This window comes from uncultured Parvibaculum sp. (assembly GCF_963975745.1).
In the GTDB taxonomy this organism is placed as follows: Bacteria; Pseudomonadota; Alphaproteobacteria; order Parvibaculales; family Parvibaculaceae; genus Parvibaculum.
Genome location: NZ_CAXBIB010000021.1, coordinates 23,294 through 49,305 on the forward strand (window position 1 = coordinate 23,294; position 26,012 = coordinate 49,305).

Annotated in this window: 23 protein-coding genes and 1 tRNA gene; 6 read left to right on the forward strand and 18 right to left on the reverse strand. The window is 64.3% G+C overall.

Features of this window, described 5'->3' with window-relative positions:
* Window positions 1-8 precede the first annotated feature (8 nt).
* The 8 genes from AAC071_RS14750 to AAC071_RS14785 all read right to left on the reverse strand — a co-directional run bounded on the left by AAC071_RS14750 (window position 9) and on the right by AAC071_RS14785 (window position 11,498).
* Entirely contained in the window at window positions 9-1,196 is a 1,188-nt protein-coding gene (locus AAC071_RS14750; protein WP_339833932.1) for an acyl-CoA dehydrogenase family protein, read from the reverse strand.
* 5 nt (window positions 1,197-1,201) lie between these two features.
* The gene (locus AAC071_RS14755) at window positions 1,202-2,005 is read right to left on the reverse strand and encodes an enoyl-CoA hydratase-related protein (RefSeq protein WP_339833935.1); all 804 of its coding nucleotides are present in this window, start codon (window positions 2,003-2,005) and stop codon (window positions 1,202-1,204) included.
* 167 nt (window positions 2,006-2,172) lie between these two features.
* On the reverse strand, window positions 2,173-3,252 hold the full coding sequence (locus AAC071_RS14760) for a YCF48-related protein (RefSeq protein WP_339833938.1): 1,080 nt from the start codon (window positions 3,250-3,252) through the stop codon (window positions 2,173-2,175).
* Between the two features lie 440 nt (window positions 3,253-3,692).
* Window positions 3,693-5,033: a DUF1329 domain-containing protein gene (locus AAC071_RS14765; protein WP_339833941.1), complete on the reverse strand. Its 1,341-nt coding sequence runs from the start codon at window positions 5,031-5,033 to the stop codon at window positions 3,693-3,695.
* A gap of 983 nt (window positions 5,034-6,016) precedes the next feature.
* Window positions 6,017-8,023: a DUF1302 domain-containing protein gene (locus tag AAC071_RS14770; protein ID WP_339833944.1), complete on the reverse strand. Its 2,007-nt coding sequence runs from the start codon at window positions 8,021-8,023 to the stop codon at window positions 6,017-6,019.
* A 311-nt stretch (window positions 8,024-8,334) separates the two neighbouring features.
* Window positions 8,335-8,799: a copper chaperone PCu(A)C gene (locus AAC071_RS14775; protein ID WP_339833947.1), complete on the reverse strand. Its 465-nt coding sequence runs from the start codon at window positions 8,797-8,799 to the stop codon at window positions 8,335-8,337.
* A gap of 105 nt (window positions 8,800-8,904) precedes the next feature.
* The gene (locus AAC071_RS14780; protein WP_339833950.1) at window positions 8,905-10,629 is read right to left on the reverse strand and encodes a DUF87 domain-containing protein; all 1,725 of its coding nucleotides are present in this window, start codon (window positions 10,627-10,629) and stop codon (window positions 8,905-8,907) included.
* A complete protein-coding gene (locus AAC071_RS14785) occupies window positions 10,626-11,498 on the reverse strand; it encodes an ATP-binding protein (RefSeq protein WP_339833953.1) in 873 nt (290 codons plus the stop codon). The genes AAC071_RS14780 and AAC071_RS14785 overlap by 4 nt, the downstream gene beginning before the upstream one ends.
* Before the next feature lie 160 nt (window positions 11,499-11,658).
* Between AAC071_RS14785 and AAC071_RS14790 the strand changes: the two genes are divergently transcribed.
* Window positions 11,659-12,189: a hypothetical protein gene (locus AAC071_RS14790; protein ID WP_339833956.1), complete on the forward strand. Its 531-nt coding sequence runs from the start codon at window positions 11,659-11,661 to the stop codon at window positions 12,187-12,189.
* Between the two features lie 18 nt (window positions 12,190-12,207).
* Here AAC071_RS14790 and AAC071_RS14795 read toward each other — a convergent pair whose 3' ends face one another.
* From AAC071_RS14795 to hemC, 7 genes are all read right to left on the reverse strand, one after another.
* Window positions 12,208-13,626 carry a saccharopine dehydrogenase C-terminal domain-containing protein gene (locus tag AAC071_RS14795; protein ID WP_339833959.1) on the reverse strand — a complete coding sequence of 473 codons (1,419 nt, stop codon included), beginning with the start codon at window positions 13,624-13,626 and terminating at the stop codon, window positions 12,208-12,210.
* A gap of 98 nt (window positions 13,627-13,724) precedes the next feature.
* Window positions 13,725-13,800 (reverse strand) — tRNA-Thr (locus tag AAC071_RS14800).
* 78 nt (window positions 13,801-13,878) lie between these two features.
* A complete protein-coding gene (locus AAC071_RS14805) occupies window positions 13,879-14,895 on the reverse strand; it encodes an alpha/beta hydrolase (protein WP_339833961.1) in 1,017 nt (338 codons plus the stop codon).
* Complete coding sequence (locus tag AAC071_RS14810; protein WP_339833963.1) at window positions 14,889-16,406, reverse strand: heme biosynthesis HemY N-terminal domain-containing protein; 1,518 nt, start codon at window positions 16,404-16,406, stop codon at window positions 14,889-14,891. Before AAC071_RS14810 ends, AAC071_RS14805 begins: the two co-directional genes overlap by 7 nt.
* Before the next feature lie 7 nt (window positions 16,407-16,413).
* Complete coding sequence (locus AAC071_RS14815; RefSeq protein ID WP_339833965.1) at window positions 16,414-17,667, reverse strand: mitofilin family membrane protein; 1,254 nt, start codon at window positions 17,665-17,667, stop codon at window positions 16,414-16,416.
* An 83-nt stretch (window positions 17,668-17,750) separates the two neighbouring features.
* Window positions 17,751-18,464, reverse strand: a complete 714-nt coding sequence (locus AAC071_RS14820; RefSeq protein WP_339833968.1) for a uroporphyrinogen-III synthase — start codon at window positions 18,462-18,464, stop codon at window positions 17,751-17,753.
* Between the two features lie 6 nt (window positions 18,465-18,470).
* Entirely contained in the window at window positions 18,471-19,397 is a 927-nt protein-coding gene (gene hemC / locus AAC071_RS14825) for a hydroxymethylbilane synthase (RefSeq protein ID WP_339833970.1), read from the reverse strand.
* 123 nt (window positions 19,398-19,520) lie between these two features.
* On the opposite strand from hemC, the gene tsaD reads away from it, so the two are divergent.
* Both tsaD and AAC071_RS14835 read left to right on the forward strand, forming a co-directional pair.
* Entirely contained in the window at window positions 19,521-20,597 is a 1,077-nt protein-coding gene (gene tsaD / locus AAC071_RS14830) for a tRNA (adenosine(37)-N6)-threonylcarbamoyltransferase complex transferase subunit TsaD (RefSeq protein ID WP_339833972.1), read from the forward strand.
* Window positions 20,598-20,608: 11 nt separating this feature from the next.
* Window positions 20,609-21,508 (forward strand): alpha/beta hydrolase, encoded by a 900-nt coding sequence (locus AAC071_RS14835; protein ID WP_339833973.1) that lies wholly within the window; start codon window positions 20,609-20,611, stop codon window positions 21,506-21,508.
* Between the two features lie 113 nt (window positions 21,509-21,621).
* Here AAC071_RS14835 and AAC071_RS14840 read toward each other — a convergent pair whose 3' ends face one another.
* Both AAC071_RS14840 and AAC071_RS14845 read right to left on the reverse strand, forming a co-directional pair.
* Window positions 21,622-21,747: a hypothetical protein gene (locus AAC071_RS14840; RefSeq protein WP_339833974.1), complete on the reverse strand. Its 126-nt coding sequence runs from the start codon at window positions 21,745-21,747 to the stop codon at window positions 21,622-21,624.
* A 428-nt stretch (window positions 21,748-22,175) separates the two neighbouring features.
* On the reverse strand, window positions 22,176-22,802 hold the full coding sequence (locus AAC071_RS14845) for a TetR/AcrR family transcriptional regulator (protein ID WP_339833977.1): 627 nt from the start codon (window positions 22,800-22,802) through the stop codon (window positions 22,176-22,178).
* 87 nt (window positions 22,803-22,889) lie between these two features.
* Here AAC071_RS14845 and AAC071_RS14850 point away from each other — a divergent pair, with 87 nt between their 5' ends.
* The 3 genes from AAC071_RS14850 to AAC071_RS14860 are packed head-to-tail and all read left to right on the forward strand — an operon-like array spanning window position 22,890 to window position 24,651.
* Window positions 22,890-23,894: an NAD(P)H-dependent glycerol-3-phosphate dehydrogenase gene (locus tag AAC071_RS14850; protein ID WP_339833979.1), complete on the forward strand. Its 1,005-nt coding sequence runs from the start codon at window positions 22,890-22,892 to the stop codon at window positions 23,892-23,894.
* A gap of 27 nt (window positions 23,895-23,921) precedes the next feature.
* Window positions 23,922-24,206, forward strand: coding sequence for a YciI family protein (locus AAC071_RS14855; RefSeq protein ID WP_339833981.1), 285 nt, complete (start codon window positions 23,922-23,924; stop codon window positions 24,204-24,206).
* Between the two features lie 19 nt (window positions 24,207-24,225).
* Window positions 24,226-24,651, forward strand: coding sequence for an EVE domain-containing protein (locus tag AAC071_RS14860; RefSeq protein WP_339833984.1), 426 nt, complete (start codon window positions 24,226-24,228; stop codon window positions 24,649-24,651).
* A gap of 338 nt (window positions 24,652-24,989) precedes the next feature.
* Here AAC071_RS14860 and AAC071_RS14865 read toward each other — a convergent pair whose 3' ends face one another.
* Window positions 24,990-25,736, reverse strand: a complete 747-nt coding sequence (locus AAC071_RS14865) for a creatininase family protein (RefSeq protein ID WP_339833986.1) — start codon at window positions 25,734-25,736, stop codon at window positions 24,990-24,992.
* Between the last annotated feature and the right edge of the window lie 276 nt (window positions 25,737-26,012).

The window sequence follows — 26,012 nt, forward strand, 5'->3', positions numbered from 1 at the left end:
TCTCTCCCTCAGGCGCCGAGTTTCAGCCGGTTGGCGATATTGTTCTTCTGCATGTTCGACGAGCCGCCGACGATCGGCAGGCTGATCGCGTCGCGCACATAGCGCTCCATGTCCATCTCGTCCGACAGCCCATAGGCGCCGGTGACGCGCATGCAGGTCTGCGTGACTTCGGCCGCGCCCTCGCAGCAGAAGAGTTTGGCCATCGAGGTCTCGACCGAACAGGGCCGCCCCTGATCGGCGAGCCAGGCGGCGCTGTAGAGCATCAGCCGCATCGCACGAACCTTGGTGCGCGCTTCCGCCAGCATGTGCCGCACCGCCTGATGCCCGGCAATGGCGCGACCGAACTGCACGCGCTCTTCGGCGTAAGCCCAGGCATCGGCGACGGCGGCTTCGGCCAGCCCCAGCGCACAGGCCGAGAGCTCGAGCTTCTCGACCTCGAGCGCGCGCCCGGCAAGCTGCTGCCAGCCCTTGTTCCACATCTCCGCGCCACCGAGAATATTCTCGGCCGGCACCCGCACATCGTCGAAGGTAACGTCCTTGGTCTCGACGCCGCGAATGCCGAGATGCCCGAGCGGCGTGATGGTGATCCCGGGCAGGGTCGGCGGCACCAGCACGATCGAAAGGTTCTTGTATTTGTCGTCCTTCGGGCCCGAGCGCAGCAGGCAGAAGATATAATCGGCGATATCGGCGCCGGTGCACCAGCGCTTGGCACCGTTGATGACGACCGCGTCGCCCTCGCGCCGTGCCGTGGTTTCGACGGTCGCGAGATCGCCGCCGACATTCGGCTCCGACAACCCATAGGCAAACAGCAGATTGCCGCTGGCGACCTTGGGCAACAGTTCCTGCTTCTGTGCGGCGCTGGCGCTTTCGCCGAGATTCATGCCGGCATAGCAGACCGCCATGATATAGGGGCAGGCGACCGCCACCGACCGCTTGGCGATTTCCTCGATGACGGCCATGGTCGCATAGATGTCGACGCCCGCCCCGCCATATTGCTCCTCGACGGTCAGCCCCATCATCCCCATTGCGCCGAGCTTCCTGATCACCTCGGCCGGATAGATGTTGCCGCGGTCCCATTCGCGCGCTTTCGCCCGCGGCATCTCCGCTTCGACAAAACGCCGCGTCGCATCGCGCAGCATGCGCACATGTTCCGGTTCGTCGAAATTGAGAGCCGTCTCGCCCATCGCCGCATCCATGCCCGTCATTTCCCCGTGAAGGCCGGTTTGCGCTTTTCGAGAAACGCATTGACCGCTTCCTTGTGGTCGTCGGTCGTGAAGGTCAGCATTTCATAGCCGATCGAGGTGTCGAGAATCGAATGCGCGAGCTGCTTCAACCCGATATTGACCGAGACCTTGCTGTACTTGATCGCCTGTGTCGCGCCGCCGGCCAGCTTCGCGGCAAAGGCATCGACGCGGGCATCGAGTTCGGCATCGGGCACCACATGATTGACCAGACCGATGCGCTCGGCCTCCGCCGCCGGCACCGGATCGCCGGTCATCAGATATTCCTTGGCCCGCGCATAACCGACCAGCTGCGGCCAGATGATGGCGCCGCCATCGCCCGCCACGATGCCGGCCCGTACATGCGGATCGGCAAAGCGCGCGCTCTCGCCGGCGAAAATCACGTCGCACATCAGCGCGATCGTCGCGCCGAGCCCGACGGCCGGCCCGCGCACCTTGGCAATGATCGGTTTCTCGAGATCGAGCAGCGAAAAGACGATGCGCTTGGCTTCGGCCGCATCCGGCCCCTTGTCGCCGGCCTCGAAACTGCGCTTCATCCAGTTGAGATCGCCGCCGGCCGAAAACGCCGCGCCCTCGCCGGTCAGCACGATCACGTCCGAATCGCGGTCGTCGGCGGCGTCGAGAAAGATGCTCGACAATTCGCGATGCATCTCGCCATCGACCGCATTCATCAGCGCCGGATTGCTGAGCGCCAGCGTCAGCACGCGGCCCTGCCGGCTCGCCTTGATCCGCGTGTAGCGGCCGAAATCGACGCCCTCCGCCATGCATTTCTCTCCCCGTTTCTCGTTTTTCGTTTTCCGGATTGTGGCTCGCGCCCCCGCCAATGAAAAGAGGCAATGAAAGGAGGGTGATTGCCGCAGGGCGTCCAAACGAAAAACCCCGGCCGCGAGGCCGGGGTCGTTCGATGACGGAACACAGGACGGTCGGCGTTCTAGCTGCCGCCTTCCGAAACGGCGGTGATCCGCGCGCCGACGGCCTCGCGTGCTTTCTCGGGATCGTCGGGCATCAATTTGGCGCCCGGCTCGCCGAAAACGACGATCTGTCCCTCGGGCCCATCGGCGACGGCTGCATAACCGAGACGGTCGGCGCGCGTGACCTCGACGAAACTTTTGCCGTTGTCGTCGCTGTAACCGACATAACCCTGAAGCCCGACGAGAATGATCTTGCCGCCGCCGAGCTGAACGCCACCGGCGATCGACTTGTCGGTGCCGGTATCGACCTTGGTCCAGTTCTGGCCCTTGTCCCAGGAGCGGAAGGCGTTGCCGCGCATGCCGAACACCATCACCGAACCGTCGCTCATGCCGAAGCCGCCCCAGAAGGAACCTTCATACTGCGTCTGGATGCTGGCGAAGGTGCGGCCCTTGTCGTTCGAGTGGTAGACGATGCCGAACTCGGCGGCGATGTAGAGATCGCCATCCTTGTCGGCAAACAGCTTGTTGAGATGATAGTCGTCGAGAAGACCATCGCTAAGCGAGCGCTCTTCCCAGGTGCCCGGTTCGCCGCCATCCTGCGTTTCGACCATGAAGGCGAAGGCGCCCAGTGCGAAACCGCGCTCTTCGTTTTCGAAATAGACGGCCATGAAGGCCATCTCCGACTCCGGATCGTGATAGACGAGGTCCCAGTTTTCGCCGCCATCCCGTGTCCGGATGATGGTGGCGTCGTGGCCCACGGCGAAGCCGAGCTTGGCATCGACGAAGGTGACGCCGGTCAGCGTCGCCTGAGTCGGAACGGAGGCGGCCTGTGTCCAGGTGACGCCGCGATCGTCGGAATAGACCACATGCCCGTACTCGCCGACCGCAACGAGGCGGCCATTGGCAAAGGTGGCATCGAGGAGCAGCGATTCCGCAGCCAGCTCCGATGCCATGGCATAGGCCGGTCCGCTCTCGCCGTCCATTGCATCCTGCGCGGCGGCCGGCATCGTGGCCGCGACGAGAACGGCGGCGAAGGCGGCAACGGCGTGGCGAAGGCGCGGCATTCGGCTGGAAAGGGTTTCGATAAACGACGGTGACATTACCTTGGGCTCCTCACTCGGGCGTTTGGGTCGTCGTGGCGAAACCCCGGCCCGGCGATCCGCCGGCGCCGCTTGGGTCTTCCCCGGCGAGCCTCCTGTTTTGCTGGTCTTTTTATAACGTTTTTTTCCTTATAGCGCATTTTTCGAGCGCGGTCTTGGACTCCGTGATCCGGGCGTCGCGGCACGCGGAATCAGGGTTAAGAAGTCCGCGGCCGGGCCAGATGGATCATCCCTTTTTTCCACCCGCCCCTGGGGGCGGGTCGAAAAACTGGAGCGAAGCGAAAGTTTTTCGGGGCGGGGGCAAGCGTTGCGCTGCGGAGAAAATCCCCCCGCCCCAAACCGCTTGCAGCGGTTTGACCCTCCCCAAGGGGAGGGTGATAAAGAAAAACAGGGCCCCGGTTTCCCGGGGCCCTGTCCTCAAACTTCAGACGAAGTTGTTTTTAGCGGACGCCGAGCTGACGGATCGCGTTCGGCGTGTAGCGGTTCTTGTCCAGCTCGTCGGCGAAGTAGTTGACCGGCGGCTCTTCGTTCTGCAGCGCGAGCGCCAGATAGCGGCCGGCCTGCAGATCGTAGACGATTTCGCCCGCCGAGCCGCAGAGCGGCACGTTGTAGCGCTGGATCTGGTGCATTTCCTGAACGCGCCAGAGCTGGCCGCGGCCGTCATAGAGCGCCACGGTCGACATCTGATAGGCATCCTCTTCGTTGGCGTAGACGCGGCGCGAATAGACGTGACGCGTGTTGGGACGAAGCGTGGCTTCCAGTTCCCAGACGCGGCGCAGCTCGTAGCGGACCTTGTCCTGGTTCAGGTGACCCGCCTGCAGGTAGTCCTTGTAGGGTGTCGATTCGCCTTCATAGGCATTGGCCGAAACGAGCTTCTTGCTCTTGCCGAGCACGGTCCAGTCGTAGCGGTCGGGTGCGCCATTGTAGCCGTCGAAGGAATCCGACGTCGACAGGCCGTCCGAGTTGGTGCCCGGGTTGTCGTAGGCGATGTTCGGCGCGCGGCGCACGCGGCGCGTGCCGGGGCTGTACTGCCAGGCCTGGCGCGGCTGCACCTGGGCGTTCAGGGCCTCATACACCAGGATCACGTTACCCGCGGCACGGGCCGGCGCGATCGTGTTGGCGATGTAGTAGAGCGAGATGTTGTTCAGATCTTCGGCGCGCTGCGCGGAAGGGTCCGACCACTGCAGGATGGCTTCGTCCTGCACGATCTGCAGCGTGTAGTCGCCGCCGCGCGTCACCGGCGCCGCCGCGAACTGACGCACGACCTTGAAGGCGCGATAGCGCAGCGTGTGGTTCCAGATGATCTCGAGCGCGTTGTTCGGGATCGGGAAAGGCGAACCGAAGATCGCCTCGCTGACGCCGGCGCCGCCGCCGGCGAGTTCGCCGACCGCCGCGTTGAGCTTGTTGGCTTCGTAGAAACGGTCCGGGAACGCGCAGCTGCGGCGCGTCTCGTACACGTTCATCTTGTAGCTCGGATAGGTCTTCAGCATGGCCTTGTAGCCTTCGGTCAGAAGGCTTTCATACTGACCCATATTCGCGCCGGTCACCGTGTACTTGATCGAGTCGCCGGCGAACGGATCCTGCAGTTTCTGACCGGGCGTGTAGGTGACATTGCTCGGCACGGTCGGCAGGCCGCCGGTCCATGCGGGGATGTCGCCATCGCCGGCCTTCTCCGAACCCATCGGGGTCAAATCCTGACCCAGACGGTTCACCTGGGCATCCGGAACCTTGGCCAGCGCACTCGTCGCAAGAGCGCTGATCGCAAGGGCGGACACCAACATGGTCGTCCTTTTCATATACGTTCCCTCCACTGGATTTCTTATAAGGCTTTCGATGCCAGGCACAAACGGAGCTTTTCACGATTGAAAAGGCGTTTTGCGACTGCACACCGAGGCCGGTTTCCCCGCCTCACTCTCGCGGAATGATACCAAATTGCCTTGCCCGCGCAAATCGCGGCTTGTGTGATTGTGTGTCTTCCGGGTCGCTTTTCAGCCCGTTTTGGCGGCGTTTTCGCCCTGGTTTCATTAAATCTTTTTAATGTGGATCGCGGCGGCCGCGGCGGCGGTGCGGCGGCAGGTAATCCGTCTACGGATGATTCAGTCCGCCGGCGCCGGCGTGGGCGCCGTCTGCCGCGGTGCAACATGGCAGGGTGCGCCGCTCTCCCGCCTTCGTCATTGCCGAGCTTGACGTTTGCCCGCCACCCCGCCCCACGCTCGTCTTTGCCGGACTTGATCCGGCACTTGTTGCGCTCTCGTTTGCCCGGACCTGAACCAAAATTCGGTGTCATCCCGGGAGTGTTGCCGTTCGTTTACCCTATGCTGCTCCCCATACTCGTCTTTGCCGGGGTGAGGAGCGTTTCGCGGAACGCGAACGAAAAAGTCCGGTGGACTTTTTCGAGTTCCGAACGCCCGAAGCAAAGCGAAGGGCAAACCCGGCAATCCAGAAGCCGCGCACTTGTCCACCGAAGCTCCGCAAGGAGCGAAGGTGGAAGCGGCGTCTCTCTTCGCAAAGACTCCTTGCTTTGCGCGTCGACTTGCGCCGACAAGTTTTTATGAAGAAAGACGCTGCCTTCGGCAGCTTCTGGGCCCCCGGATCAAGTCCGGGGGAGACGAATGTGGAGAGGGGGGCAAAAGCTGATGCAACACTCCCGGGATGACACCGAATTTTGGTTCAGGTCCGGGCAAACCACCCCCACCCCCCAAAGGAAAAACCCGGCGGTGTTGCCACCGCCGGGTTCTGTTTTCGCTTTACGCAATCAGACGGATCAGAACGCGTAGGAGACCGTCGCCGTCACGAAGTCCTTGTCGCTGGAAAAGTTCTTGTACTTGTTACCGAAACTGTTGGTGTACTGGATATTGGCACGCCAGGTATTCTGAAAATTGGCGTTGAGGCCGATACTGACCGTCTTCCTGCCTTCGATGAAACCGGGGCCGACCGGACCGGCCGACACACCGTTCACATCATGCGCCCACTGAAGAACCGGTGTGAGCGTCCAGGCCGTTCCGAAAGCATTATTGTAATCCGCGGTAGCCGCGAGACGGTAACCCCAGGAATGGGACGTTGCGAAAGCCAGTTTGCAATCCGGAACCAGCGGGTTGGCCGCGGCCAACCCGCAAGTGGCATCGCCGAGGATCAACGCGGTGGCCAGATCGGGATGCGCATCCGCCGACCGCGGAGCGGCCAGCCTGTTGGTGCTGTCCGAGAGATCGGGAAGATACTGAAAGCCGACATTCGCGATCAGGATCATCAAATCCGAACCGATCAGGGACGGCAGAGGCTCCGACCCGGTGAGCGTGCTGATCGTCGCAAGCTGACCCGTTATGACATCGAACTCGTCAAAGCCCCGGATCGTGTCGCCCGGCGCATAGGCGAATCCGGCGTTCTGGCTTCCCTGGCTGATACAGCTGCCGGGCGCCAAGGCAAAGGCAAAGGAACAGGCGTCGATGGCATCCAGATCGGCGGCATTGATTTCCGGGTCACTGAGTGTAAACGGCATATCGGGCGTAAACGCCACTTCGCCGGAAAAGGCCGACCCGCCGAAAAGCGGAATCGACGTATTGAAGCTGGCGCCGAAGGTCTGGACGTCTTCGGGATACTGCGTCAGGAAGGTCTTTGTCGCCGCCGTGGCGCCCACGCCCGCCTCCAGGGCCGTCAACCCGCCGAGAGCCCCAATTGGAGTTGTCGCGCAATCCAAAAGGGTCGCTTGCCCGAAGGCGCCGCAAAAGGAGTCCAGGTCGGCAGACGGTGCGCCGAGAATACCTGTCGTCGCGGCGGCGAAATCGCCAAGCGAAAACGTGCCGACCGGTACGACCAGACTCTGCTGCGTGAAATACAGACCGAGATCGGTGCCCGCTCCGAGGTTTTCGGCGTAATGCTTGATCGCCACGCCGAAGGTGCCTGTATCGTCGCCCTCCTCGGACGCACGACGGGGAAGCAGGACGGGACCTGGAAATTCTGCGCCGAGCATGATATATTGACCGCCTTCGCAGGCGCCGTCGGAGGTGCTGAAGAAGGTGCCGCAGGCGTCCAGTTCCGTTTTCTTCCACCCGAACTGCCAGAAAGCCTCGACCGTTACGCTGCCCGGCAGACCGATGGACGCGAACACGGAAGGCGTAGGCATCAGCGCCTCCTTCAGTTCCGAACCAGGCGTGCGAATGGCCGTCACGTCGATCGGCAGAAAGGAATTGATACCGCCCTGAAAGAAGAGGCTTTCACCCCAGTTCACAACCTGCTTGCCGACGCGGACATTCAAGGGCATGCCCGCAACGTCGAAATTCCCGTATACGAAGGCATCGAGGATGTCGAAGCTTCTTCCGCCGAAATCGCGCGCCTGGTCGCCGCGCGCCGCGTCGGTGAGGGGACGGCTGCCAAACCGGTTGTTCCTGGTGCCGAGTTCCTCGTTCACCCAGTAGTCGTAGAACGCCTTGGTGCGAACGAATGCCCCGTAATTTTCCCACTGAAGATCGAAGTCGGTCGTGATCTTGACGGTTGCGGTGTAGGGATCCCACTGGTCGGTATTGATGTTGCCGTCATCGCTATTGATGCCAAAGCCGGCCCCGTTTCCGGCGGAGCAGCCGCCGTTCGGCTTCGAAACGAGCGTACAATCCTGTTTGGAGGTCCGGAATCCGGTGCCGATCGAAACCAGATTGTCGATCCGGAGATTGGCTTCCCCGAACTTGAATTCGACGGCTTGGGCCGTTCCGACGGTCAGCAGCATTGCCGCACCCGTCATGCCGCCCAAAAACGCACTTTGGACAATTCTTCTTTTCATGGAGCGATCCTCCTCGATCCTCGATGGCTTCACTAACTTTGCAGCTGGATCGGGAGGTGGTGCGGAACGAGTTCCGACTGGTCCCCCCGGCCAGTCAGCATCCCTCAAGCGCTAGCCCACCTTCATTGGCGCTCCGAGTCAAGGCTGGCCGGGGTCATGCGCGCACCCGCATGCAACATTGCCGCGCACTATTGCAATAATGACACGGGTGTAATGTGTAACGCGGGATAAGGTTAAGTTTGTTGCATCGCACACTGATTATATGCGTCGCAGCATTCCGGTCATGCGCGAATCAAAATAGTGCCTTTGACTCAATGGGCCGGGTGACCGCCATGCCCGCCATGTCCGGCCTGTTGCACCGCGGCGGCAACCGCGATTTCGCCGGCCTTTTCGAACACCAGCGTCAGCGGCACGCTGTCGCCCTCGGCAAGCGGCGCCCGCAGGCGGATCAGCATGATATGTAGCCCGCCCGGCGCAAGTTCGACGCGCGCGCCGGCCGGAATCTCGAGGCGCTCGACCTTGCGCATCCGCATCACCATCTCGTCCATGGTCATGTCGTGAATCTCGACCTTTTCGGCCGCATCCGCGCGCACTTCGACCAGCGTGTCGGCGCCGGCACCGGTATTTTCGATGGTCATGTAAGCCGCACCTGTCGCCGTCACGCTGGCCCGCGCCCAGGCATCGGAAACGGCAATGCCGTCGCCGGCCGCGGCGGGCGCGGAAAAGCCGGCAATGGCGAGAACGAGAAGAGCGGCGCGTATGGCGGAGGACATCATCGGGCAAGCTTTCGGCTGAGGCCTGGACGGCGCCACCCTAGCGCCAAATCGCTGCCGCCGCATCTGTGCGCCGGCAGATTCAGGGAGACATTCCGTCGCGCCTGCTCAGGGTTTTTCGCGGCCCGCATGGCGCCAGCGCGAAACGATGGCTTCGAGCCCGGCGCGGTCGAGATTGGGCCGGCTCCAGGAATCGGAAAAGGCGCTGTTGAGATTGCGCGGCAGGCCTTTTTCGGCAACATCGTGGAAGCGGATGCGCATCGGCATGGCAACGCCCTGCCCCAGCACGATGGCTTCACGGTCGCCCAGGAGCGGCAGGAAATCGAGCAGATCGAGGGCGCCGTCATGCGTGTTGGCGCGCATCACCTGCTGGTCGCGCTCGGTCGACAGCCGCATCGCGACCGCCGTGCTGCATTGTGAAAGGATCGTCGTGTCGAGCTCGGACGGCCGTTGCGTGACCAGCGCCAGCGAGAGCCCGTATTTGCGTCCCTCCTTGGCGATTCGCGACAGCGCCTGACGTGTCGGCTCGAACCCCTGGCCGACAGCGGCCGGTGCATAGCGATGGGCTTCCTCGCAGACGAGCAGCATCGGCAGCCCGCCCTTGCTCCAGACCGCCAGGTCGAAGGCCAGCCGCGCGATCACCGAGATCACCACATCGAGAATTTCCGGCGGCACCGTGGAAAGGTCGATGACGGTGATCGGCCGCCCGTCATTCGGTACACGGAACAACCGGCCGAGAATGTCGGTCATCGTGTCCTGCACGGTCAGACTGCCGAACATGAAGCTGTAGCGCTGGTCGCTGGCAAGCGTTTCGATGCGGCTCTTCAGCCGCCGGTAGGGCATCGTCTTCTGGGTCCGTTCGAGCTTGCCGAGCTGTTCGTCGATGATGGCCAGCACATCCGACAGGCGGAACGGCGTCGGCGCGTCGACGGTCAGGCCGCTGAGATCGCCCGGACGGCGCGCCAGCTGGCGGCTCGACGAGGCGTCGGAATAGCGCCGCTTGGCCGTGAGCACCGCATCGCTGAGAATCTCGACCTCGGCGTCGTGATCGGCATCGCCGCTGGTCAGTGCCGCGACGAGTTCCTGGAAATTCAGCAGCCAGAACGGCAGATGAAGATTGGTCGGGTTGATCAGTTCGGCCCGCGCGCCGAAGGCCGCCGGATATTCGTTGTGAACGTCGAGCACGACGATATGCGCATGATCGTGCTGCATCAGCACGCGTTGCAGGATCGCGGTCAGCGCACAGGACTTGCCGCAACCGGTCGTGCCGACAACGATGAAATGCTTGGCGAGCAGATCGTCGGTCAGAAACCGTGCCGGCACCGAAGCGTCCTGGTAGAGCGAGCCGACTTCGATGGTGGCGACATTGGGCTGCGTGTAGACGCGCGTCAGATCGTGGCGGTCGGCCAGCAGCACCATATCCCCCAGCGTCGGCAGATTGGTGACGCCGCGGCGGAACCCGAGCCGCCCGTCCTTCGCATCGGGGACGACTTCGCCGGCAAGATTGATTTCGACGAGGCCGAGATCTTCGCCGCCGCCCATGGCGGGCGAAGGCGAACTGACACTCGACACCAGTCCGACCACCGTTGAAACCGGCGTCGGAATCTTGACGAGCTGGCCGATCTCGACACGCATATCCGGGGCATCCGGCGCCGTGTCGTGTTCAAGCACGGCAATGGCCTGCGACCCTGACACCGACACGATATGACCGATGCGGCGCGGCGGCGCGGCGGGCAATCCGCGGCGCTCGACAAAGGGCGGCGCTTCGGGTTCGGCGGACGGACCGGCAACGGCTTCGGCCTTTTCGGCAGCGGGGGGAGCGGCAACACTCATTGCAACATACCTTGTACGGATGAACCATCTGATGCATGGCGCATCGGCGGCAGCGTGAAGAACACGGTCGTGCCCTTGCCGGGTTCGCTGTGAACATGGAACTCGCCGCCATGCAGCCGTGCCAGCGCCGCCGCGATCGGCAGGCCGAGACCGGTGCCCTCATGACCGCGCGCATAGCTCGATTGCACCTGGCCGAACGGCGTCATCGCATAGGCGAGCTGCTTCTCGTTCATGCCGATGCCGCTGTCGGCGACGGCCACCGTCGCGCCGCCATCCGGCGCCCGCGTCGCCACCAGAACGATACGGCCGCCTTCGGGCGTGAATTTGTGGGCGTTCGACAGAAGGTTGATCAGCACCTGCTTGATGCGTCGCACATCGATGGGCACCTGCGGCAGGTCGTGATCGGCCTTGATCTCGAGAATCTGTTTCTTCTCGCGCGTCCGCGGTTCGATCAGCACCGTGCAGGCATCGATCAGTTCGCGCAGGCTGTAGATTTCGGTCGACAGGGTGAAGGTGCCGCTTTCGATCTTCGAGATGTCGAGAATGTCGGAAATGATGTTGAGCAGATGCCGCCCGGCGCCGGCGATGTGCTCGGCATATTCGGCGGTTTTCTCCGACGGCTTGCCGGTGGCGGCGATGTGCTGGATGAACTCCGAAAAGCCGATGATCGCATTGAGCGGCGTGCGCAGCTCATGGCTCATATTGGCGAGAAACTCGGACTTGGTGCGGCTGGCCGCATCGGATTCGATCTTGGCCGCGCGCAACGCGGCTTCCGACCGGTGGCGCGACATCAACTGACCGAGGTCGGTCGAATATTCCGCCAGCAGCGATTTCCGCCGCCGGGGCGTTATGTGTCTGTGGCCATGCATGGCGCTTCTTGGAATCCGGGCCAGAGGAACATTGAACCGCAGTATGGGGCGGGGCACCTTGCACGGAGGTAAACGACTTGTTAGTTGAAATACGGGTTTCTGCACGATCTCCGCGCCGGCGGTACGGGATGGGGAAACGGCAATAAGCGGGAGATGAATGATGCGGAAACGGACAGTGGCGCTGTTCATTCTGGCGGCCATCGCCGCGATCTGGCTGCTCTTCGTGCCGCGGCCCGCCGCCGAGGGAGAAAGAGCGGCGCCACCGCCGCTTGAAGGCTTTGCCCATGCGCCCGGTCGCGATTTCTTCGGCTATTATTTTGCCGAGCCGCCGGTCCGGATCGGCGACCTCCGCCTGCATCATCTCCATATCGGCAGCCCCCGCGAATTCGGTCTGTTCGAAGGCGGCGGCGAACGCCTGGCAACCTATGCGCCCCTGATGCTGCAGTTCGACGACGAGACGAGCGCCCGGGGCGTCAACGAACTCGGCCAGACCTGGTACGAGGTATCCCACCGCGTCCTGCCTTCGGCCTATCGCGTCTTTCCCGATGATGTCCGTTTCGCCGGCACGCATGACGCGCTGGGTCCGGTCGGCTTCACCGGCCGGTTCGGGCAGGGCAGTCTGGCCGGCACCCTGACCGTCGGCGGCGAGACCTTTGCCGGCCTGACCTTCCGCCACCATGCCGGCGACTGAGCCGCGCCGCCGCCGGCGTCAGACGACGCGAAAATTGCGGAACTGCCAGGGATCCGCCTCGTCGAGCTCTTCCTCGAAGAGCAGGCCCCGGTCGAGCAGCGGCGTCCAGTCGCTATAGGCACCGAGCATCGTCCCGAGATAGGGCCGGCAGATCTCGAGAATCCGTTCGAAATCCATCTCCTCCGGTTCGACGATCCAGCGATCGGGATTCTCGATCGCCCAGACGACGCCTGCCAGCACGGCGACCGTCACCTGCAGGCTGGTGGCATTGTTGTGCGGCACGAGGCGCCGCGCCTCGTCGATCGAAAGTTGTGAGCCGAACCAGTAAGCGCCGCGCGCATGTCCCATCAGCAGCACGCCGAGCTCGTCGACGCCGGTGCTGATTTCTTCCATCATCAGGCGCTTGGCCTTCTGGAGCTGCCAGTTCTTGCCGGCAAATTCATGCACCGACAGCACGGCGGCGTCACAGGGATGATAGGCGTAGTGAACGGTCGGCCGGTATTGCGCGGCGCCGTCCTGCAGCAGGGTGAAATAATCGGCCAGCGAAATCGCTTCGCCATGCGTGATCAGGAAGCCGTGATAGGGGCCTTCGTTGGGCGTCCAGCTCCGGACCCGCGTCGAGGCGCCCGGCCGCGCCAGATAGATGGCGCAACCCGGCCCGCCCGGATGGCGGTGCCCGTCCGGCGGGAAGTGCCGTTCATGCGTGCCCCAGCCGAGTTCGGCCGGCTGGCACCCTTCGCTGACGAAACCGTCGACCGACCAGGTGTTGACGAACTCACCGATGCGCTTGGGGATCGGCGAGACCTGCGTGTCGCGTTCGGCGATGTGAATGACCTTGACGCCGAGCCGGGCCGCAAGCCGTGCCCAGTCGGCGCGCGTCTGCGGCTTTTCGGCGGCCGTCCTTGTGTCGGCCGCGATGTCGAGCAGCGCCTGCTTGACGAAATGCGAGACGAGACCGGGATTGGCGCCATGCGTCAGGATCGCCGTCGGCCCGCCTTCGTGCTTCGCCTTCAGCGCCATGGCGTTTTCGCGCAGCGCATAGTTCGAACGCTGCGCCGGCGAGCGCGACGTGTCCGTGTACTGACCGCTCCAGGGCTCGATGCAGGTGTCGAGATAGAGCGCCCCCTTGGTGCGGCAGAACTCGACCAGCGCCAGGCTCGACACATCGACCGACAGATTGAGCAGGAAGTCGCCCGGGCCCAGCAGCGGGTCGAGCACCGACAGGTAATTGCCCTTGCGCAACGGCATCACCGCGAAGCCGATGCCATAGCTTTCGGCCACTTCCCGCCCGCTTTCGTCGGCGGTCAGGATCGAAATCTGGTCCGGCGCCACATCGACATGCCGGAGCAGAAGCGGCAGCACGCCCTGCCCGATGCTGCCAAAGCCGACAATTACGATACGGCCCCCGAAACGGGCATGCTGGATGTCGGAAGTCATGACGTGCCTCGATTGCGTGTTCGACCCGGCCCCCGTTTGCGAGCCGGTCGCAACGGTTTTGTGACAGTTTCTTGACAGTTCGATGACAGAGAGGGGGGTGGTGCCGCTTGGGTGACTCGAACACCCGACCCCCTCATTACGAATGAGGTGCTCTACCAACTGAGCTAAAGCGGCGCCGGAGCGGCCGTCCGCCTTGCGAAACGGCCGCCGAGAGGCCTCAGATACCCCGCCCCGCGCCCTTTGGCAACAACCCTATTCCACCTCTTCCGGTTCTTCCTCAACCAGCACGGCGCTTGAAGCCAGCGGGACCGCCGCCACCCCGAGAAAGGCCGCCACCGCACCGGCGCTCTCCATCGGCACCTCTTCCATCGGCACATGGCCGACATTCTCATAGATCACCAGTTCGGCATGCGGGATGCGTTCCTTGAACGCATGGGCCGCCGCCACCGGAATGAGCAGGTCCTGATCGCCCCAGATGATCAGGGTCGGCATTTCGATGGCATCGAGGCGCGCAGCGAAGGCAGCCTCATCACGACCGGCATAGCTCGCGAACCGGATCCGCGTCGCATCGCGATTTCCTTCATGCAGCGACAGGTCGAGATAGCGCGCCACCATCTCATCGGTCACTTTCGACTGATCGACAAAGACCTTGCGCACGCCCTCTTCGACCACCGAGCGCGGCAGCACATAGCGCATGACCTTGCTGAGCACCGGCATCCGCGCCAGACGGAAGGCCAGCGGCGGATCGGTGTCGTCGCGCGCCACCGGCACGCCGGCCGAATTGACCAGGATCAGTGCCGAAACGCGCTGCGGATGTTCGAGTGCATAAAGCGCCGAGATGCCGCCACCCATCGAATTGCCGCCAATGGCGAACCGCGTCAGGCCGAGCGTTTCGGTCAGCTCATGCACGAAGGCGGCCATGCCCTCGCGGCTGTAATCGTCGCCCGGTACGCGCCCCGTCAGTCCGTGTCCCGGCAGGTCCATGTTGACGATGCGATAGGTGCCGCCGAGTTCCGCGACCCAGGGTTCCCATGTGTGCAGCGAGGCATTTGACCCGTGCACCAGTACAAGGGCCGGTCCGTCCGGATTTCCCTCGTCGCGGAAATGCGCGCTCGCGCCTGAAGGCAACGTCACGAATTGCGAGGCGCCACCGGCGTATTTGCCGATCAACTCCTCGCGCGGCACGTCGAACCGCACGACCGAAATGACGATCACCGCAAATGCCAGCACGATCAGTGTCAGCGTTCCGAGCAGTATCCGCTTCACCATTTCCGTTCCCCCTGATGCGCCTCTTCGGCAGCCCCGTCCGTACCCGGATCGTCGGGCAACGGGGGCTGAAAAACAAGAGCCTCGCCGGCGGACACCGGCTGCGGCCGAGAAACCGCCGCCACCGGCGGCTCGACAACTCCTGCTTCCGCTGCGGGCTCCGAAGACAACGGCTCCGTCCGGGCAAGCGCGACGACCGGTGCCGTCCAGACAAGCTCGTCAAAGGCACCGGTCATCGGATTGATCGGCGACCAGCGCAAGGATCGATAGCCCTCACCCGTCCAGTGCGGATCCTCCGGTGCGTGCAGCGCACGGGAAAGCCAGCCGCGCGCGGCGCCGCGGTCGCCGAAGGCGCCCTCCTCGATCTCGGCCATCAACTCGCAGATGCGCTGTGTCGGCATCTCGTGAGCATCGGGGCCCACATAGGCGCCGAGAGCCTCGCGCGCCGCCGGCCAGTCGCGGGCGCCGATCGCGCCGCGTGCAACGAGAATGCGGCTTTCGATATGGTCCGGATTGTGCGCGGCCAGCACACGCGCACGAATGGCACGATCATAGCCGCTCTCGCCCTCAATCATGTCGAGCCAGACATCGGCGAGTTCGGGATGCGGCGCAGAGCCCCAGGCTGTCTCGATCAGCCGCGTCGCCTTGCGCGCGCGGCCGGTCTCGGCGCAGAGACGCGCCGCCAGCGCAACCGTCGGCGGAAAGGTCGGTTCGAGTACCGCCGCATCAAGGGCAAGCGCAACGGCATTTTCGAGTGCCGCCTTTCGTGCATCACCGGCCTGCCCATGCGCGGCCTCGACAGCCGTCATCGCCTTGCCGGTCAGCAGGACGGCGCGGCGGCGGCGTGCCTTGTCGCGTGAAATGACCCGCGCCGAAACTTCACGGTCGAGTGTCTTGAGCGCACCATCCCAATCCTCTTCGGCCGCCTCGATCTCGAAAACGGCCTGCGCGGCCCATGGCGTCTGTGGCCGCAGCTCGAAGGCACGCCGCGCATGGACCAGCGCCTGCTCCCGGTCGCCGGCGCGACGCGCCTGGATGAAGAGCCCGCGCAGACCCAGAAACGCCGTTTCCGGCGCATCGAGCATCCGTTCGAAATAGCCGGTCGCCGCAGCCTCGTCGCCTTCGAGTTGGGCGGCCTGCGCCGCCAGCAGCAATGTCAGGGGCGGTGCGTCGAGAAGCTTGTGCGCCTGGGCCGCATATCGTTTCGCATCGGCCGCATCGCCTGCCGCAACAGCCACCATGCCGCGCGACAGCGCCAGAAAACCCTTCTGCTGACGACGCTTCTCCAGAAAGGCGGAAACGCTCGCGGGCGTATCGAGAAACGCCGACACGACGCGATAGACGAGAAGGACCAGAAACGCCGCCAGTGCCATCACGCCGACACCGACCACGAAGCTCGTGCGGATTTCGAACCCGCGCCAATGCATCGTCAGATCGCCGGGATTTTCCGCAAGCCATATCGCAAGCGCGCTCAGAAGCGCGATGACGATGAAAATGAACAGGGCACGCAGCATCGCGGTGTCACTCCCTGCCTTGCGAGAGCTGGGTCGCAACGCGCGCCGAAAGATCGCGCAGCAGGATATCGATTTCGAGCCGTGCCTTTGCATCATCAAGCCAGGCTGCCGCCGCCTCGCCGGCCGGCCCCTGCAACATGTGTCCTTCGGCCACGGCGCCGGCAAGATCGTCTGTCCGCAGGCGCTCCTCCATGCGCGCGACAATCGCTTCGGTCGTCGCGCCCGAAATCTCGCCGGTGCGCCGGATCGTCACCAGCGATTTGGCATTGGCGACAAGGCGCAACCAGAGACCTTCTGCGCCGGCGCGCCGTTCCGCATCGAAAATGCCCTCGACAACCGATGGAAAACGCGCCTTGAGAGCAGCGCGTGTCGCAACGCCGCGCGCCGCGATCTCCGACAACGAGGCGATGCCGGCTTCGCCGGGCAGGAAGCTTGCAACCGCATCGAGTTCCGCCGCGAAAGGTGCGGCCGTTTCGGCGGTTCGGGCGAGGTTTGCAAGAGCAAGGCCGAGTGCGGCACGCGCAGCGGCATCCGGGTCCTCCTTCTTTTCCTCGAGAAGAACGACCCGTGCCTCCATCGTTTCGATCTGTGGTCCGAGGGCAGCAAGCCGCGCATCGAGTGCCTTGACCAGCACATCGAGGCCGCCGACCCGATCAGCCATGCCGGCGGGCGGCAGATCGGCCGCCAGCATATCGATCCGCTCCTGCGCGGCCTCCACCTGACGCCGCGTATCGTCGAGCGCCTGCGTCAGCAATTGCTGCTCGTCAGCAAGCCGCGCCATTTGCGCGTCTGGCGCCGCCGCCTCGACCGTCGCGACACCTTTCTCCACGGCATCGAGACGGGCGCCGAGCGCCTGCACGCGCGCCGCGATGCTGCGCACATCATTGCCGCTTTCCGGCTCGACCGCCGCCAGCCGCGCCTCGATATCGTCGAGGCGGCTATCCGGCACCGGACCGGTCGCCGGTCCGCCGAAGCCGAGAAACCAGGCCGCGGCGAGCGCGACGACGGCACCGCCCAGGCCGGCGGATGCCGCAACTGCGACACCTACTCCCGGCGATGCACCGGCCGCTGACTTCGGCCGCGCGTCGTCGCTACGCGTCTCCCCGCCGGCCGCCGTCTCGTCGCCTACCTCTTCCGCTGTGCCCTCAAGGGTACGCGGCCCCTTGCGCGGCTTTTCATTGTGCCGCCGCGCTTCCGCATCCGGCTTCAGAATTTCGGGCTCGGGACCCTTGCCCGCATCCGCATCGCTTGAATCAGTCATGAGGAACCATCTTGGGGGACATATCGGTTCGGCGGACACTATAGAGACTCAAAGACGCCGGGTCAGGACGAACTTGGCCGGCATCAGCGATCGAGCAGCGCGAGCAAGGTTGCCTGTTCGGGCTGCTCGGCGATTTTCACCGTAAGAAAGCTTGCATCGCCCAGCGCCTCGGCGACTGCAGGCGACAGGCAATAAGCGGTGATCGCCGCAAGTCCGGATTGGAGACCAGCGGCACGCACCAGAGACAGAAAGAGGCGGGCCGTTCGCGGCGAATAGAGAAGAACGCCATCGACACCGCCTTCGGCAAGCGCCTGCACAGCCGCTGAAGGAAGCGCGGCCGCCGGCGCCGCCTCGTAGAGGACCGCTCGTTCGACCTCGAAGCCCTGGACCGCCAGCACCGTCTGGAGATCGCCGGCGACCACGCTCCCCGCGACATGCAGCAGCGGCCCGCCATCGGGCGAGAGTTCGAGACAGACAAGGGCTGCCAGCGCGTCGACATCGCCCGCCGCCGCCTCGACCCAGCGAAACCCCGCATCGGCCATGGCCTGAGCGCTGGCCGGTCCGACAGCGAGAACGCGCACATTCTTCAGCGCCGCCGCTTCCGGCCGCCGCGCCAGCGCACGCGCACCATTGGCACTGGTGACCAGCAATGCCTGCCAGGCGCGCGAGGGTATGGCGGCTTGATCGAGAAAGCGGATCGACATGACAGGCGCCACGATCGGCTCATGGCCCCTGCCGGCAAGAATCCCCGCGAGCGCGGCCGCATCCGCTTCGGGCCGGGTGACCAGGAGCCGCATCGCCGCTCAGATCCCGTCGAAGAAATGCGGTCCCGCGCGGGATTTGAGCTCGAGCCCGGCATCGCGGCCCAGCGCAACACCGTCACTTGCAAGGCCCTCACGCGACGTTTCGAGCACCTCCGATCCGTCGGGTGTCAGGATCATCGCACGCAGCGTGAGTCGCTCGCCCGCGATCTCGGCCAGCGCAGCAATCGGCGTACGGCAGGAACCATCAAGGACGGCAAGCAGGGCCCGCTCCGCGGCGACGCGCAGACCGGTTTCCCGGTGATTGATCTTGGCCAGCAGATGAGCTGCCTCGTCGTCACCGGAACGGCGTTCGATGCCGATCGCGCCCTGCGCCACGGCCGGCAGCATGTGGTCCGGGGAAAGCGGTGACGTCACCTTGTCCTGAAACCCCATCCGGATCAGGCCGGCCATTGCCAGCAGCGTTGCATCGGCAACACCGTCGGCAAGTTTCGCGAGCCGCGTGTCGACATTGCCGCGAAACGGCACCACGCGAATATCGGGTCTGAGCGCCCGGATCTGTGCCGAGCGGCGAAGCGAGGACGTGCCGATAACCGCGCCTTTGGGCAACGCCGCCAGCGTTGCCGCCTTCGGCGAGAGAAACGCATCGCGCGGATCGGCACGCTCGAGCAGGCAATCGATGGTCAGTCCCTCAGGCAATGCGGTCGGCATGTCCTTCATCGAATGAACGGCGATGTCGATGCGTGCATCGGCCAGCTGTTCCTCGATTTCCTGCGTGAAAAGTCCCTTGCCGCCAATTTCGGACAATGCCCGATCCTGCACCCGGTCGCCTTCGGTACTGATGACGACGATCTCTGCCGCATGTTCGACCGACAGATGCTGGACCTGCGCGATCCGCCGCGCCACTTCATTGGCCTGGATCAGCGCGAGCTTCGATCCTCTGGTGCCGATACGGTAGCGCCGTTGCATGCGGGGTCTCTAAGGTTGTATGCCAACAGGAATTTCCGGGCGGCACAGATGCCGCACCGGCTTCTTATAGCCCCGTTTGCCCTCTGACGAGAGGGAAAGCCGGACCTTTTGGACTGAAAACCCGTGGCGAAACCGCTCACCCTGCTCGGCATCGAGACAAGCTGCGACGAGACGGCCGCCGCCGTTGTGCGCCGCGGCGCCGGCCCGGATGCCAGCGGCGAAATCCTCTCCAACGTCGTTTTTTCGCAGATTGCCGAACATGCACCGTTCGGCGGCGTGGTGCCGGAAATCGCGGCCCGCGCGCATGTCGAGCATCTCGACGGGCTGATCGCCCGGGCGCTGGACGAGGCCGGTATCGGCTGGGACGATCTCGACGGCGTGGCGGCAACCGCCGGTCCGGGCCTGATCGGCGGCGTCATTGTTGGCCTGATGACGGCCAAGGGCATTGCGGCGGCGCGGGGTCTGCCGCTGATCGCGGTCAACCATCTCGAAGGTCATGCGCTGACGGCACGGCTGACCGACGGCCTGCCCTTCCCCTATCTGCTGCTGCTGGTTTCGGGCGGGCACAGCCAGCTTCTTGTTGTCGAGGGAGTTGGTCGCTATCGCCGCCTCGGAACGACGATCGACGACGCGGTGGGAGAAGCCTTCGACAAGGTTGCCAAGCTGCTGGGCCTGGGCTTTCCCGGCGGGCCGGCGGTCGAACGCGCCGCGCTGGAGGGCGATGCGACGCGCTTTGCGCTGCCGCGGCCGATGATGGGCAGGCCGGGCTGCGATTTTTCCTTCTCGGGCCTGAAGACCGCCGTACGGCAGGCCGCCGAAACCCATGGCCGTCTGGGCGACCAGGACCGCGCCGACATCGCCGCCTCGTTTCAGGCTGCAGTCGCCGATGTGCTGGCGGAGCGTACGGAAAATGCGATGGCGCTGGCCTCCGAAGCGATCCCGGCCGGCTATCGGCATCTGGTCGTCGCCGGCGGCGTCGCCGCAAATCAGTTGCTGCGCGAACGGCTGAAGGTTTCAGCCCATGCCTGCGGCTATGAGATCGTCGTGCCGCCACTGAAGCTCTGCACCGACAATGGCGCAATGATCGCCTGGGCAGGCGCCGAACGACTGGCGCTCGGCCTTGTCGACCCGATCTCGATCGGCCCCCGCGCCCGCTGGCCGCTGGACGCCGAAGCCGCCTCGGCCGGCGCAAAAGCCTGAAAGGAACCCACATGAGTCTGCAGTTGACCTTGATCGACCTGCTGATCCGCTGGCAGATCAAGCGCCGCTTCCGCAAGAACCCGGACGTCAACCTGTTGCGGCCGCTGATGCTGCAGATGGAGCCGCGTTCCTCGAAGCTGCCGGCCGTGATCGATTGCCAACCGCTGGAGCTCGGCGGCATACCGGCCGAAAGGCTGTCGGCGCCCGAGACGCGGGCCGACGCGGCGTTTCTCTATATTCATGGCGGCGGCTTTGTTGCCGGATCGCCGCGCACACATCGCCCACTGACCTGGCGGCTGGCGAAAGAGATCGGCGTGCCGGTCTATGCGATCGACTACAGGTTGGCGCCCGAACATCTCTTCCCGGCGGGGCTCGACGATTGCGTCACAGCCTACCGCGCGCTCATCGCCCGCGGCCTGTCGCCGAAATCGATCCTGGTCGGCGGCGATTCGGCCGGCGGCAACCTGACGCTGGCGCTTGTCCTGCGCCTCAAGGCGGAAGGTCTGCCCCTGCCGGCGGCGCTGATCTGCCTGTCGCCCGCCACCGACATGACCGGCAGCGGCGCCTCGCTCGAGTCGAATGCCGAGACGGACGCGATATTCGTGCCTGAAATCATGCATAGTCTGATGCCGGCCTATTGCCCGGGCGCCGCGCCGGAAAACCCCTATCTTTCGCCGCTTTTCGGCGACCTTTCCGGCTTTCCGTCAACGCTCATTCAGGTCGGCGAGCGCGAAATCCTGAGGGATGACGCCGTCCGCATGGCAGCCGCGCTGAAAGCCGCCGGCGCCGCTGCGACGCTCGAGGTCTGGCCGAAGGTCTGGCATGTCTGGCATCTCAACGCCGACATGCTGCCCGAAGCCCGCGAGGCAATCGCGCATATCGTGCGTTTCGCCCGCCAGCATCTCGATTGACAAAAAAGGACCCCGCCGCGGGGGAGGCGGCGGGGTCAAGAGACCCTTGGGGGGCAAGGGTCCTGGGATCGCCGGGCTCCGTGAGGGGAGGGAGAGGAGCCCGGACGGGGAAATCAGACGATGGTGGCGACGCCCGAGGTCTGCACGATCAGCGCGAGCGTGTAGGCCACAAACAGCGCGGCGATGGCTTTGGCGGCGACGCGCTCCACAAGGGGGAAGACTTTCCGGTTCTGCGTCATGGCAATGGTCTTTCGATGGCTGGCGGCCAATGCCGCCGGTGATGGGTATGCCGTTCCCGCTCAGGCCGCGTACTGGGAGGCGATCTGAGCCAGAAAGACGAGCGAGTAACCGCCGACAGCGAGGGTGATGACGCGGTTGGTCAGCTTGCTGGAGATGTTGATCATGGCTCTTGCTCCTGTGTTCCTTGTCGGCGGGTCGGGTCCGGTGTCCCGCTGACAGAGGGGATTTAGGAGCTGGAAAATCAAAAACAATGAACAAAATAAAAAATGTTCAATCATCAGGATTTATGTTGCGGCGCGGCAACACATAACACGGCATCCCGCTGTGTTTTGTTAATGAAATCAGGGGCCTGGAATACAAAAAGGTGCATCGAAAAATGCGATGCGCCGCAATAAAAACAGGATTTTGAACGAGGGTTTAGAGCGGCTCAAGCTTCCGCGAGTTGTTTGTGCGGGTCGCAACAGGCAGCGCCGCCCTTCAAGCCCGCGACGATCAGCTGATAGACGCCTTCCAGTTCGCGTTCGAGTTTTTCGAGCGGCAAGCGCGTGAAGAGCTGCGGGTAGCTGAATTTCAGCGTGGCGGCCTGGATCATCTCGGCGGCGAATTCCGGTTCGGGCACCTTGAACTCGCCCGACATGTTGCCGAGCTCGACGATGCGGGCGAGAACCTCGCGTTCCCGTTTCAGTCCCTCATTGTGGAACTCGGGCCGCTCGGCGGTGACGATCTGCGCCATCTCGACGATCTTCGGATCTTCCTCGAGCTTGTGGAAGGTCTCGCGCAGATCCATGAAGAGGAAATCGTAGAGCCGTTGCGCGGCGCTGCGCCCGGGCGCGGTCAGGATGCGCGACAGATCCTCGGCCGTCTGCATCGACGCCTCGCGGCAGATCGCTTCGGCGATGTCGAGCTTGCCCGGAAAATAACGGTAGAGATTGCCCGGCGACATCTCGCAATCGGACGCAAGCTCGGCCATGGTCGTCTTGGTATAGCCGTAATGCATGAAGCGCCGCTTGGCGGCGTCGATGATTTTCTGATGCGTCGCGTCGTGAGCAGTCATACAAATGACTATAATGCGACCGAGTAAATAATCAACGAACCGTTCAATCGTTAGAACCTGCACCGGATTGCGGGAGGGAGGGCCCTGTTGGCCGCAAAGCAGATCAGCAACATCGCCGTCATCGGTGCCGGCGCCTGGGGCACGGCGCTGGCCCAGGTGGCGGCCCGCGCCGGCTGCCGGGTGACGCTCTGGGCGCGCGAGGCCGAGGTCGCCGAGGCGATCAACCGGCGCCATGTCAACGCGCTCTTCCTGCCGGGCATCCCGCTCGAGGCGACGATCCGGGCGACGACCGAAATGGCCGAGGCGGCGACCGCCGAGGCGCTGCTGATGGTGACGCCGGCCCAGCATATGCGCCGGGTACTGACGGAACTGGCTCCCGTCGTCGCGGCCGGCACGCCGGTGGTGCTCTGCGCCAAGGGCATCGAACAGGAAACCGGCAAGCTGCTGACCGAGGTCCTGGCCGAAACCGTGCCGCAGGCGCAAGCCGCCGTGCTCTCCGGCCCGAGCTTCGCCGCCGAGGTCGCGCGCGGCCTGCCGACCGCGGTGACGCTGGCCTGCGCCGACGAGACGACGGGCGAAGCGCTCGCCCATGCGATCGGCCTGCCGACCTTCCGCCCCTATTATTCCGCCGACCTGACCGGCGCCGAGATCGGCGGCGCGGTCAAGAACGTGCTGGCGATCGCCTGCGGCATTGTCGAGGGCAAGAAATTCGGCGAGAGTGCACGCGCCGCGCTGACGACGCGCGGCTTTGCCGAACTGACAAGGCTCGGCCTCGCGCTGGGCGCCCGCGCCGAAACGCTGACAGGGCTCTCCGGTCTTGGCGATCTGATCCTGACCTGCAACTCGGTGAAGTCGCGCAACATGTCGCTGGGAATGGCGCTGGGCGAGGGCAAGACGCTCGACGAGATCATGGGCGCGCGCAACTCGGTCAGCGAGGGCGTGCATTCGGCCGCCGCGGTCGTGGCCCTCGCCGCCCGCCACAAGGTCGAGATGCCGATCGCCGAGGCGGTCGCGGCGATCGTCGCCGGCAAGGCCGGCGTCGACGAGGCGATTGCCGCATTGCTGGCCCGCCCGATCGGCCGCGAGAATTGAAACGACCAACACAACGGAACGACGCCAATGCTTTTCTGCCTGATCTGTACCGACAAGCCGGACGCGCTGGAGCTTCGCCTCGCCAATCGCGAGGCGCATCTGAAATACTGGGGCGAGGCGGCTTGCGTGAAGATCGGCGGGCCTTTCACCAATGACGATGCAAGCGTGATGAACGGTTCGCTGCTGGTGATCGATGTCGCCGATCGCGCCGCCGCCGAAAGGCTGGTCGCGAACGATCCCTACAACAAGGCCGGCCTCTTTCAGCACACGGATATACGCGCCTGGAAATGGCTGCTCGGCCCGCAGCAATAAGCGCGAAGGAACGGCGAACATGGCCTACTGGCTTTTCAAGTCCGAACCCTCGACCTGGTCCTGGGACGACCAGAAGAAGAAGGGCGCCCGGGGCGAGCCCTGGAACGGCGTGCGCAACTACCAGGCCAACAACAACATGAAGGCGATGAAGAAGGGCGACCTCGGCTTCTTCTATCATTCGGTCGACGAGAAGCGCATCGTCGGCATCGTCCGCGTGATCGGCGAACATCGCCCCGACCCGACCGACGAGACGGGCCGCTTCGGGCTTGTCGATATCGAGGCGGTGTGCGACATGCCCGCGCCCGTGACGCTGGCCGACGTCAAGGGCGAGCCGCGCCTGGCCGAGATGGCGCTGCTGAAACAGTCGCGGCTTTCGGTCCAGCCGGTCCGCGCCGGGGAGTGGAAACGGATCTGCGCCATGGGCGGATTGAAGAAGGCGCCGTGACCGGGGACAACTTCATCCGTTGACGGAGGATGAGGGCCGGAAGGCACAGCCGATCGACAGCGAAAACGACAGCGACCCCCCCCTCTGTCACGCAACTGTCAAAAAACTGTCACAAATCGAATTCGAACATTTCCCGGTGCCGGGATGAGAGACCGCAAAGGAGACGAATGCGTCTCTCTTTTCGTCGCGGCACCGCAACGCAACATCGACTTGTCCCCGATTCGGGGATAAGCGACGCGACTTATCCCCGCTGTGGCCCGGGTACACCAGCGCAGCGCTGCGCTGTGGCGTTTGGGTGACAGTGCAGAAAACGGCGCACACGGACCAAGTGACCGCTGTCACTCCGCCTCGAATTTGCGGAAATCCTCGATCAGGCCGGCCGCCGACAGGGCGAGGAGCTTTTCGCCGTCGGCGGGATCGGCCAGCGAGGGGTCGGAGCCGATGCGCCCGTCCGGGAAGGCGGCGCGGTAGCTTTCGGCGTCCGTGTAGCGGCCCCAGGGCGCGACCTTGGGCGTCATCTCGGCCTGCTTGATCGCGGCCGGATAGACGAACTGCGTGACCGCGACTTCGGACGGCGTCGCATGCGCGCCATGCGCGGCGCCATAGCGCGTCTTGCAGAAATCGGTGACCGGCTTGAAGTCCCACCAGTTGGCGCGCCTGCATTTGACCGGGCCGCGATTGGAGGCCGCATTGCCGAGCGAGCTGTCGGCATAGATCTCGGCGAAGGCCGCCTCGATGGTCGCGACATTGCCGCCATGCCCGTTGAAGAAATAGATGCGCTCGAAGCCGTGGCGGGCCAGCGACGACACCCAGTCGTGAATCGCCGCGATCATGGTCGAGGGCCGGAGCGTCATCGAGCCCGGAAAGCCGAGGTGATGCTGCGCGACGCCGACATTGAAGGTCGGGCCGACCAGAAAGCCGGCTTCCTCGCTCGCGCGATGCGCGATGGCCTCGGGGCAGATCGCATCGGTGCCGATCAGCCCGTTCGGCCCGTGCTGCTCCGTCGAGCCGATCGGGATGACGATCCCCTTCGACTTTTCGAGATAGGCCTCGATCTCGGGCCAGGTGGAGAGATGCAGCAGCATGGGGGGAGCATAAGGGAGATGGCGGCGAATGTGGAATCGGGGCGGCATGCTGCTGGTGAGGGGATGGGGCGAAGAAAGGGAAGGACTCACGCAGAGGCGCAGAGACGCAGAGATGTCGTGATGCGGGGCAAAGGCATCGGACCCTCGCCAGCGCAGAGAAGGTTTGTTGGCGCTTCGCGCCGGAAGAAGCACTTTCCCACACTTGTCTTTGCCGGGCTCGACCCACTGCTGTCCGGTTAAGCATAGGCAATCTCCAGTTGCGCAGGATTTGGCGGT

Coding starts and splice junctions, on each gene's coding strand:
- AAC071_RS14765 (WP_339833941.1), bottom strand. CDS start 5,033: ATGTTGGTGTCCGCCCTTGCGATCAGCGCTCTTGCGACGAGTGCGCTG.
- AAC071_RS14780 (WP_339833950.1), bottom strand. CDS start 10,629: ATGAGTGTTGCCGCTCCCCCCGCTGCCGAAAAGGCCGAAGCCGTTGCC.
- AAC071_RS14840 (WP_339833974.1), bottom strand. CDS start 21,747: ATGACGCAGAACCGGAAAGTCTTCCCCCTTGTGGAGCGCGTCGCCGCC.
- AAC071_RS14760 (WP_339833938.1), bottom strand. CDS start 3,252: ATGTCACCGTCGTTTATCGAAACCCTTTCCAGCCGAATGCCGCGCCTT.
- AAC071_RS14785 (WP_339833953.1), bottom strand. CDS start 11,498: ATGCATGGCCACAGACACATAACGCCCCGGCGGCGGAAATCGCTGCTG.
- AAC071_RS14755 (WP_339833935.1), bottom strand. CDS start 2,005: ATGGCGGAGGGCGTCGATTTCGGCCGCTACACGCGGATCAAGGCGAGC.
- AAC071_RS14855 (WP_339833981.1), top strand. CDS start 23,922: ATGCTTTTCTGCCTGATCTGTACCGACAAGCCGGACGCGCTGGAGCTT.
- AAC071_RS14860 (WP_339833984.1), top strand. CDS start 24,226: ATGGCCTACTGGCTTTTCAAGTCCGAACCCTCGACCTGGTCCTGGGAC.
- AAC071_RS14750 (WP_339833932.1), bottom strand. CDS start 1,196: ATGGATGCGGCGATGGGCGAGACGGCTCTCAATTTCGACGAACCGGAA.
- hemC (WP_339833970.1), bottom strand. CDS start 19,397: ATGCAACGGCGCTACCGTATCGGCACCAGAGGATCGAAGCTCGCGCTG.
- AAC071_RS14815 (WP_339833965.1), bottom strand. CDS start 17,667: ATGACTGATTCAAGCGATGCGGATGCGGGCAAGGGTCCCGAGCCCGAA.
- AAC071_RS14795 (WP_339833959.1), bottom strand. CDS start 13,626: ATGACTTCCGACATCCAGCATGCCCGTTTCGGGGGCCGTATCGTAATT.
- AAC071_RS14810 (WP_339833963.1), bottom strand. CDS start 16,406: ATGCTGCGTGCCCTGTTCATTTTCATCGTCATCGCGCTTCTGAGCGCG.
- AAC071_RS14790 (WP_339833956.1), top strand. CDS start 11,659: ATGCGGAAACGGACAGTGGCGCTGTTCATTCTGGCGGCCATCGCCGCG.
- AAC071_RS14770 (WP_339833944.1), bottom strand. CDS start 8,023: ATGAAAAGAAGAATTGTCCAAAGTGCGTTTTTGGGCGGCATGACGGGT.
- AAC071_RS14775 (WP_339833947.1), bottom strand. CDS start 8,799: ATGATGTCCTCCGCCATACGCGCCGCTCTTCTCGTTCTCGCCATTGCC.
- AAC071_RS14845 (WP_339833977.1), bottom strand. CDS start 22,802: ATGACTGCTCACGACGCGACGCATCAGAAAATCATCGACGCCGCCAAG.
- AAC071_RS14835 (WP_339833973.1), top strand. CDS start 20,609: ATGAGTCTGCAGTTGACCTTGATCGACCTGCTGATCCGCTGGCAGATC.
- AAC071_RS14805 (WP_339833961.1), bottom strand. CDS start 14,895: ATGGTGAAGCGGATACTGCTCGGAACGCTGACACTGATCGTGCTGGCA.
- AAC071_RS14865 (WP_339833986.1), bottom strand. CDS start 25,736: ATGCTGCTGCATCTCTCCACCTGGCCCGAGATCGAGGCCTATCTCGAA.
- AAC071_RS14820 (WP_339833968.1), bottom strand. CDS start 18,464: ATGCGGCTCCTGGTCACCCGGCCCGAAGCGGATGCGGCCGCGCTCGCG.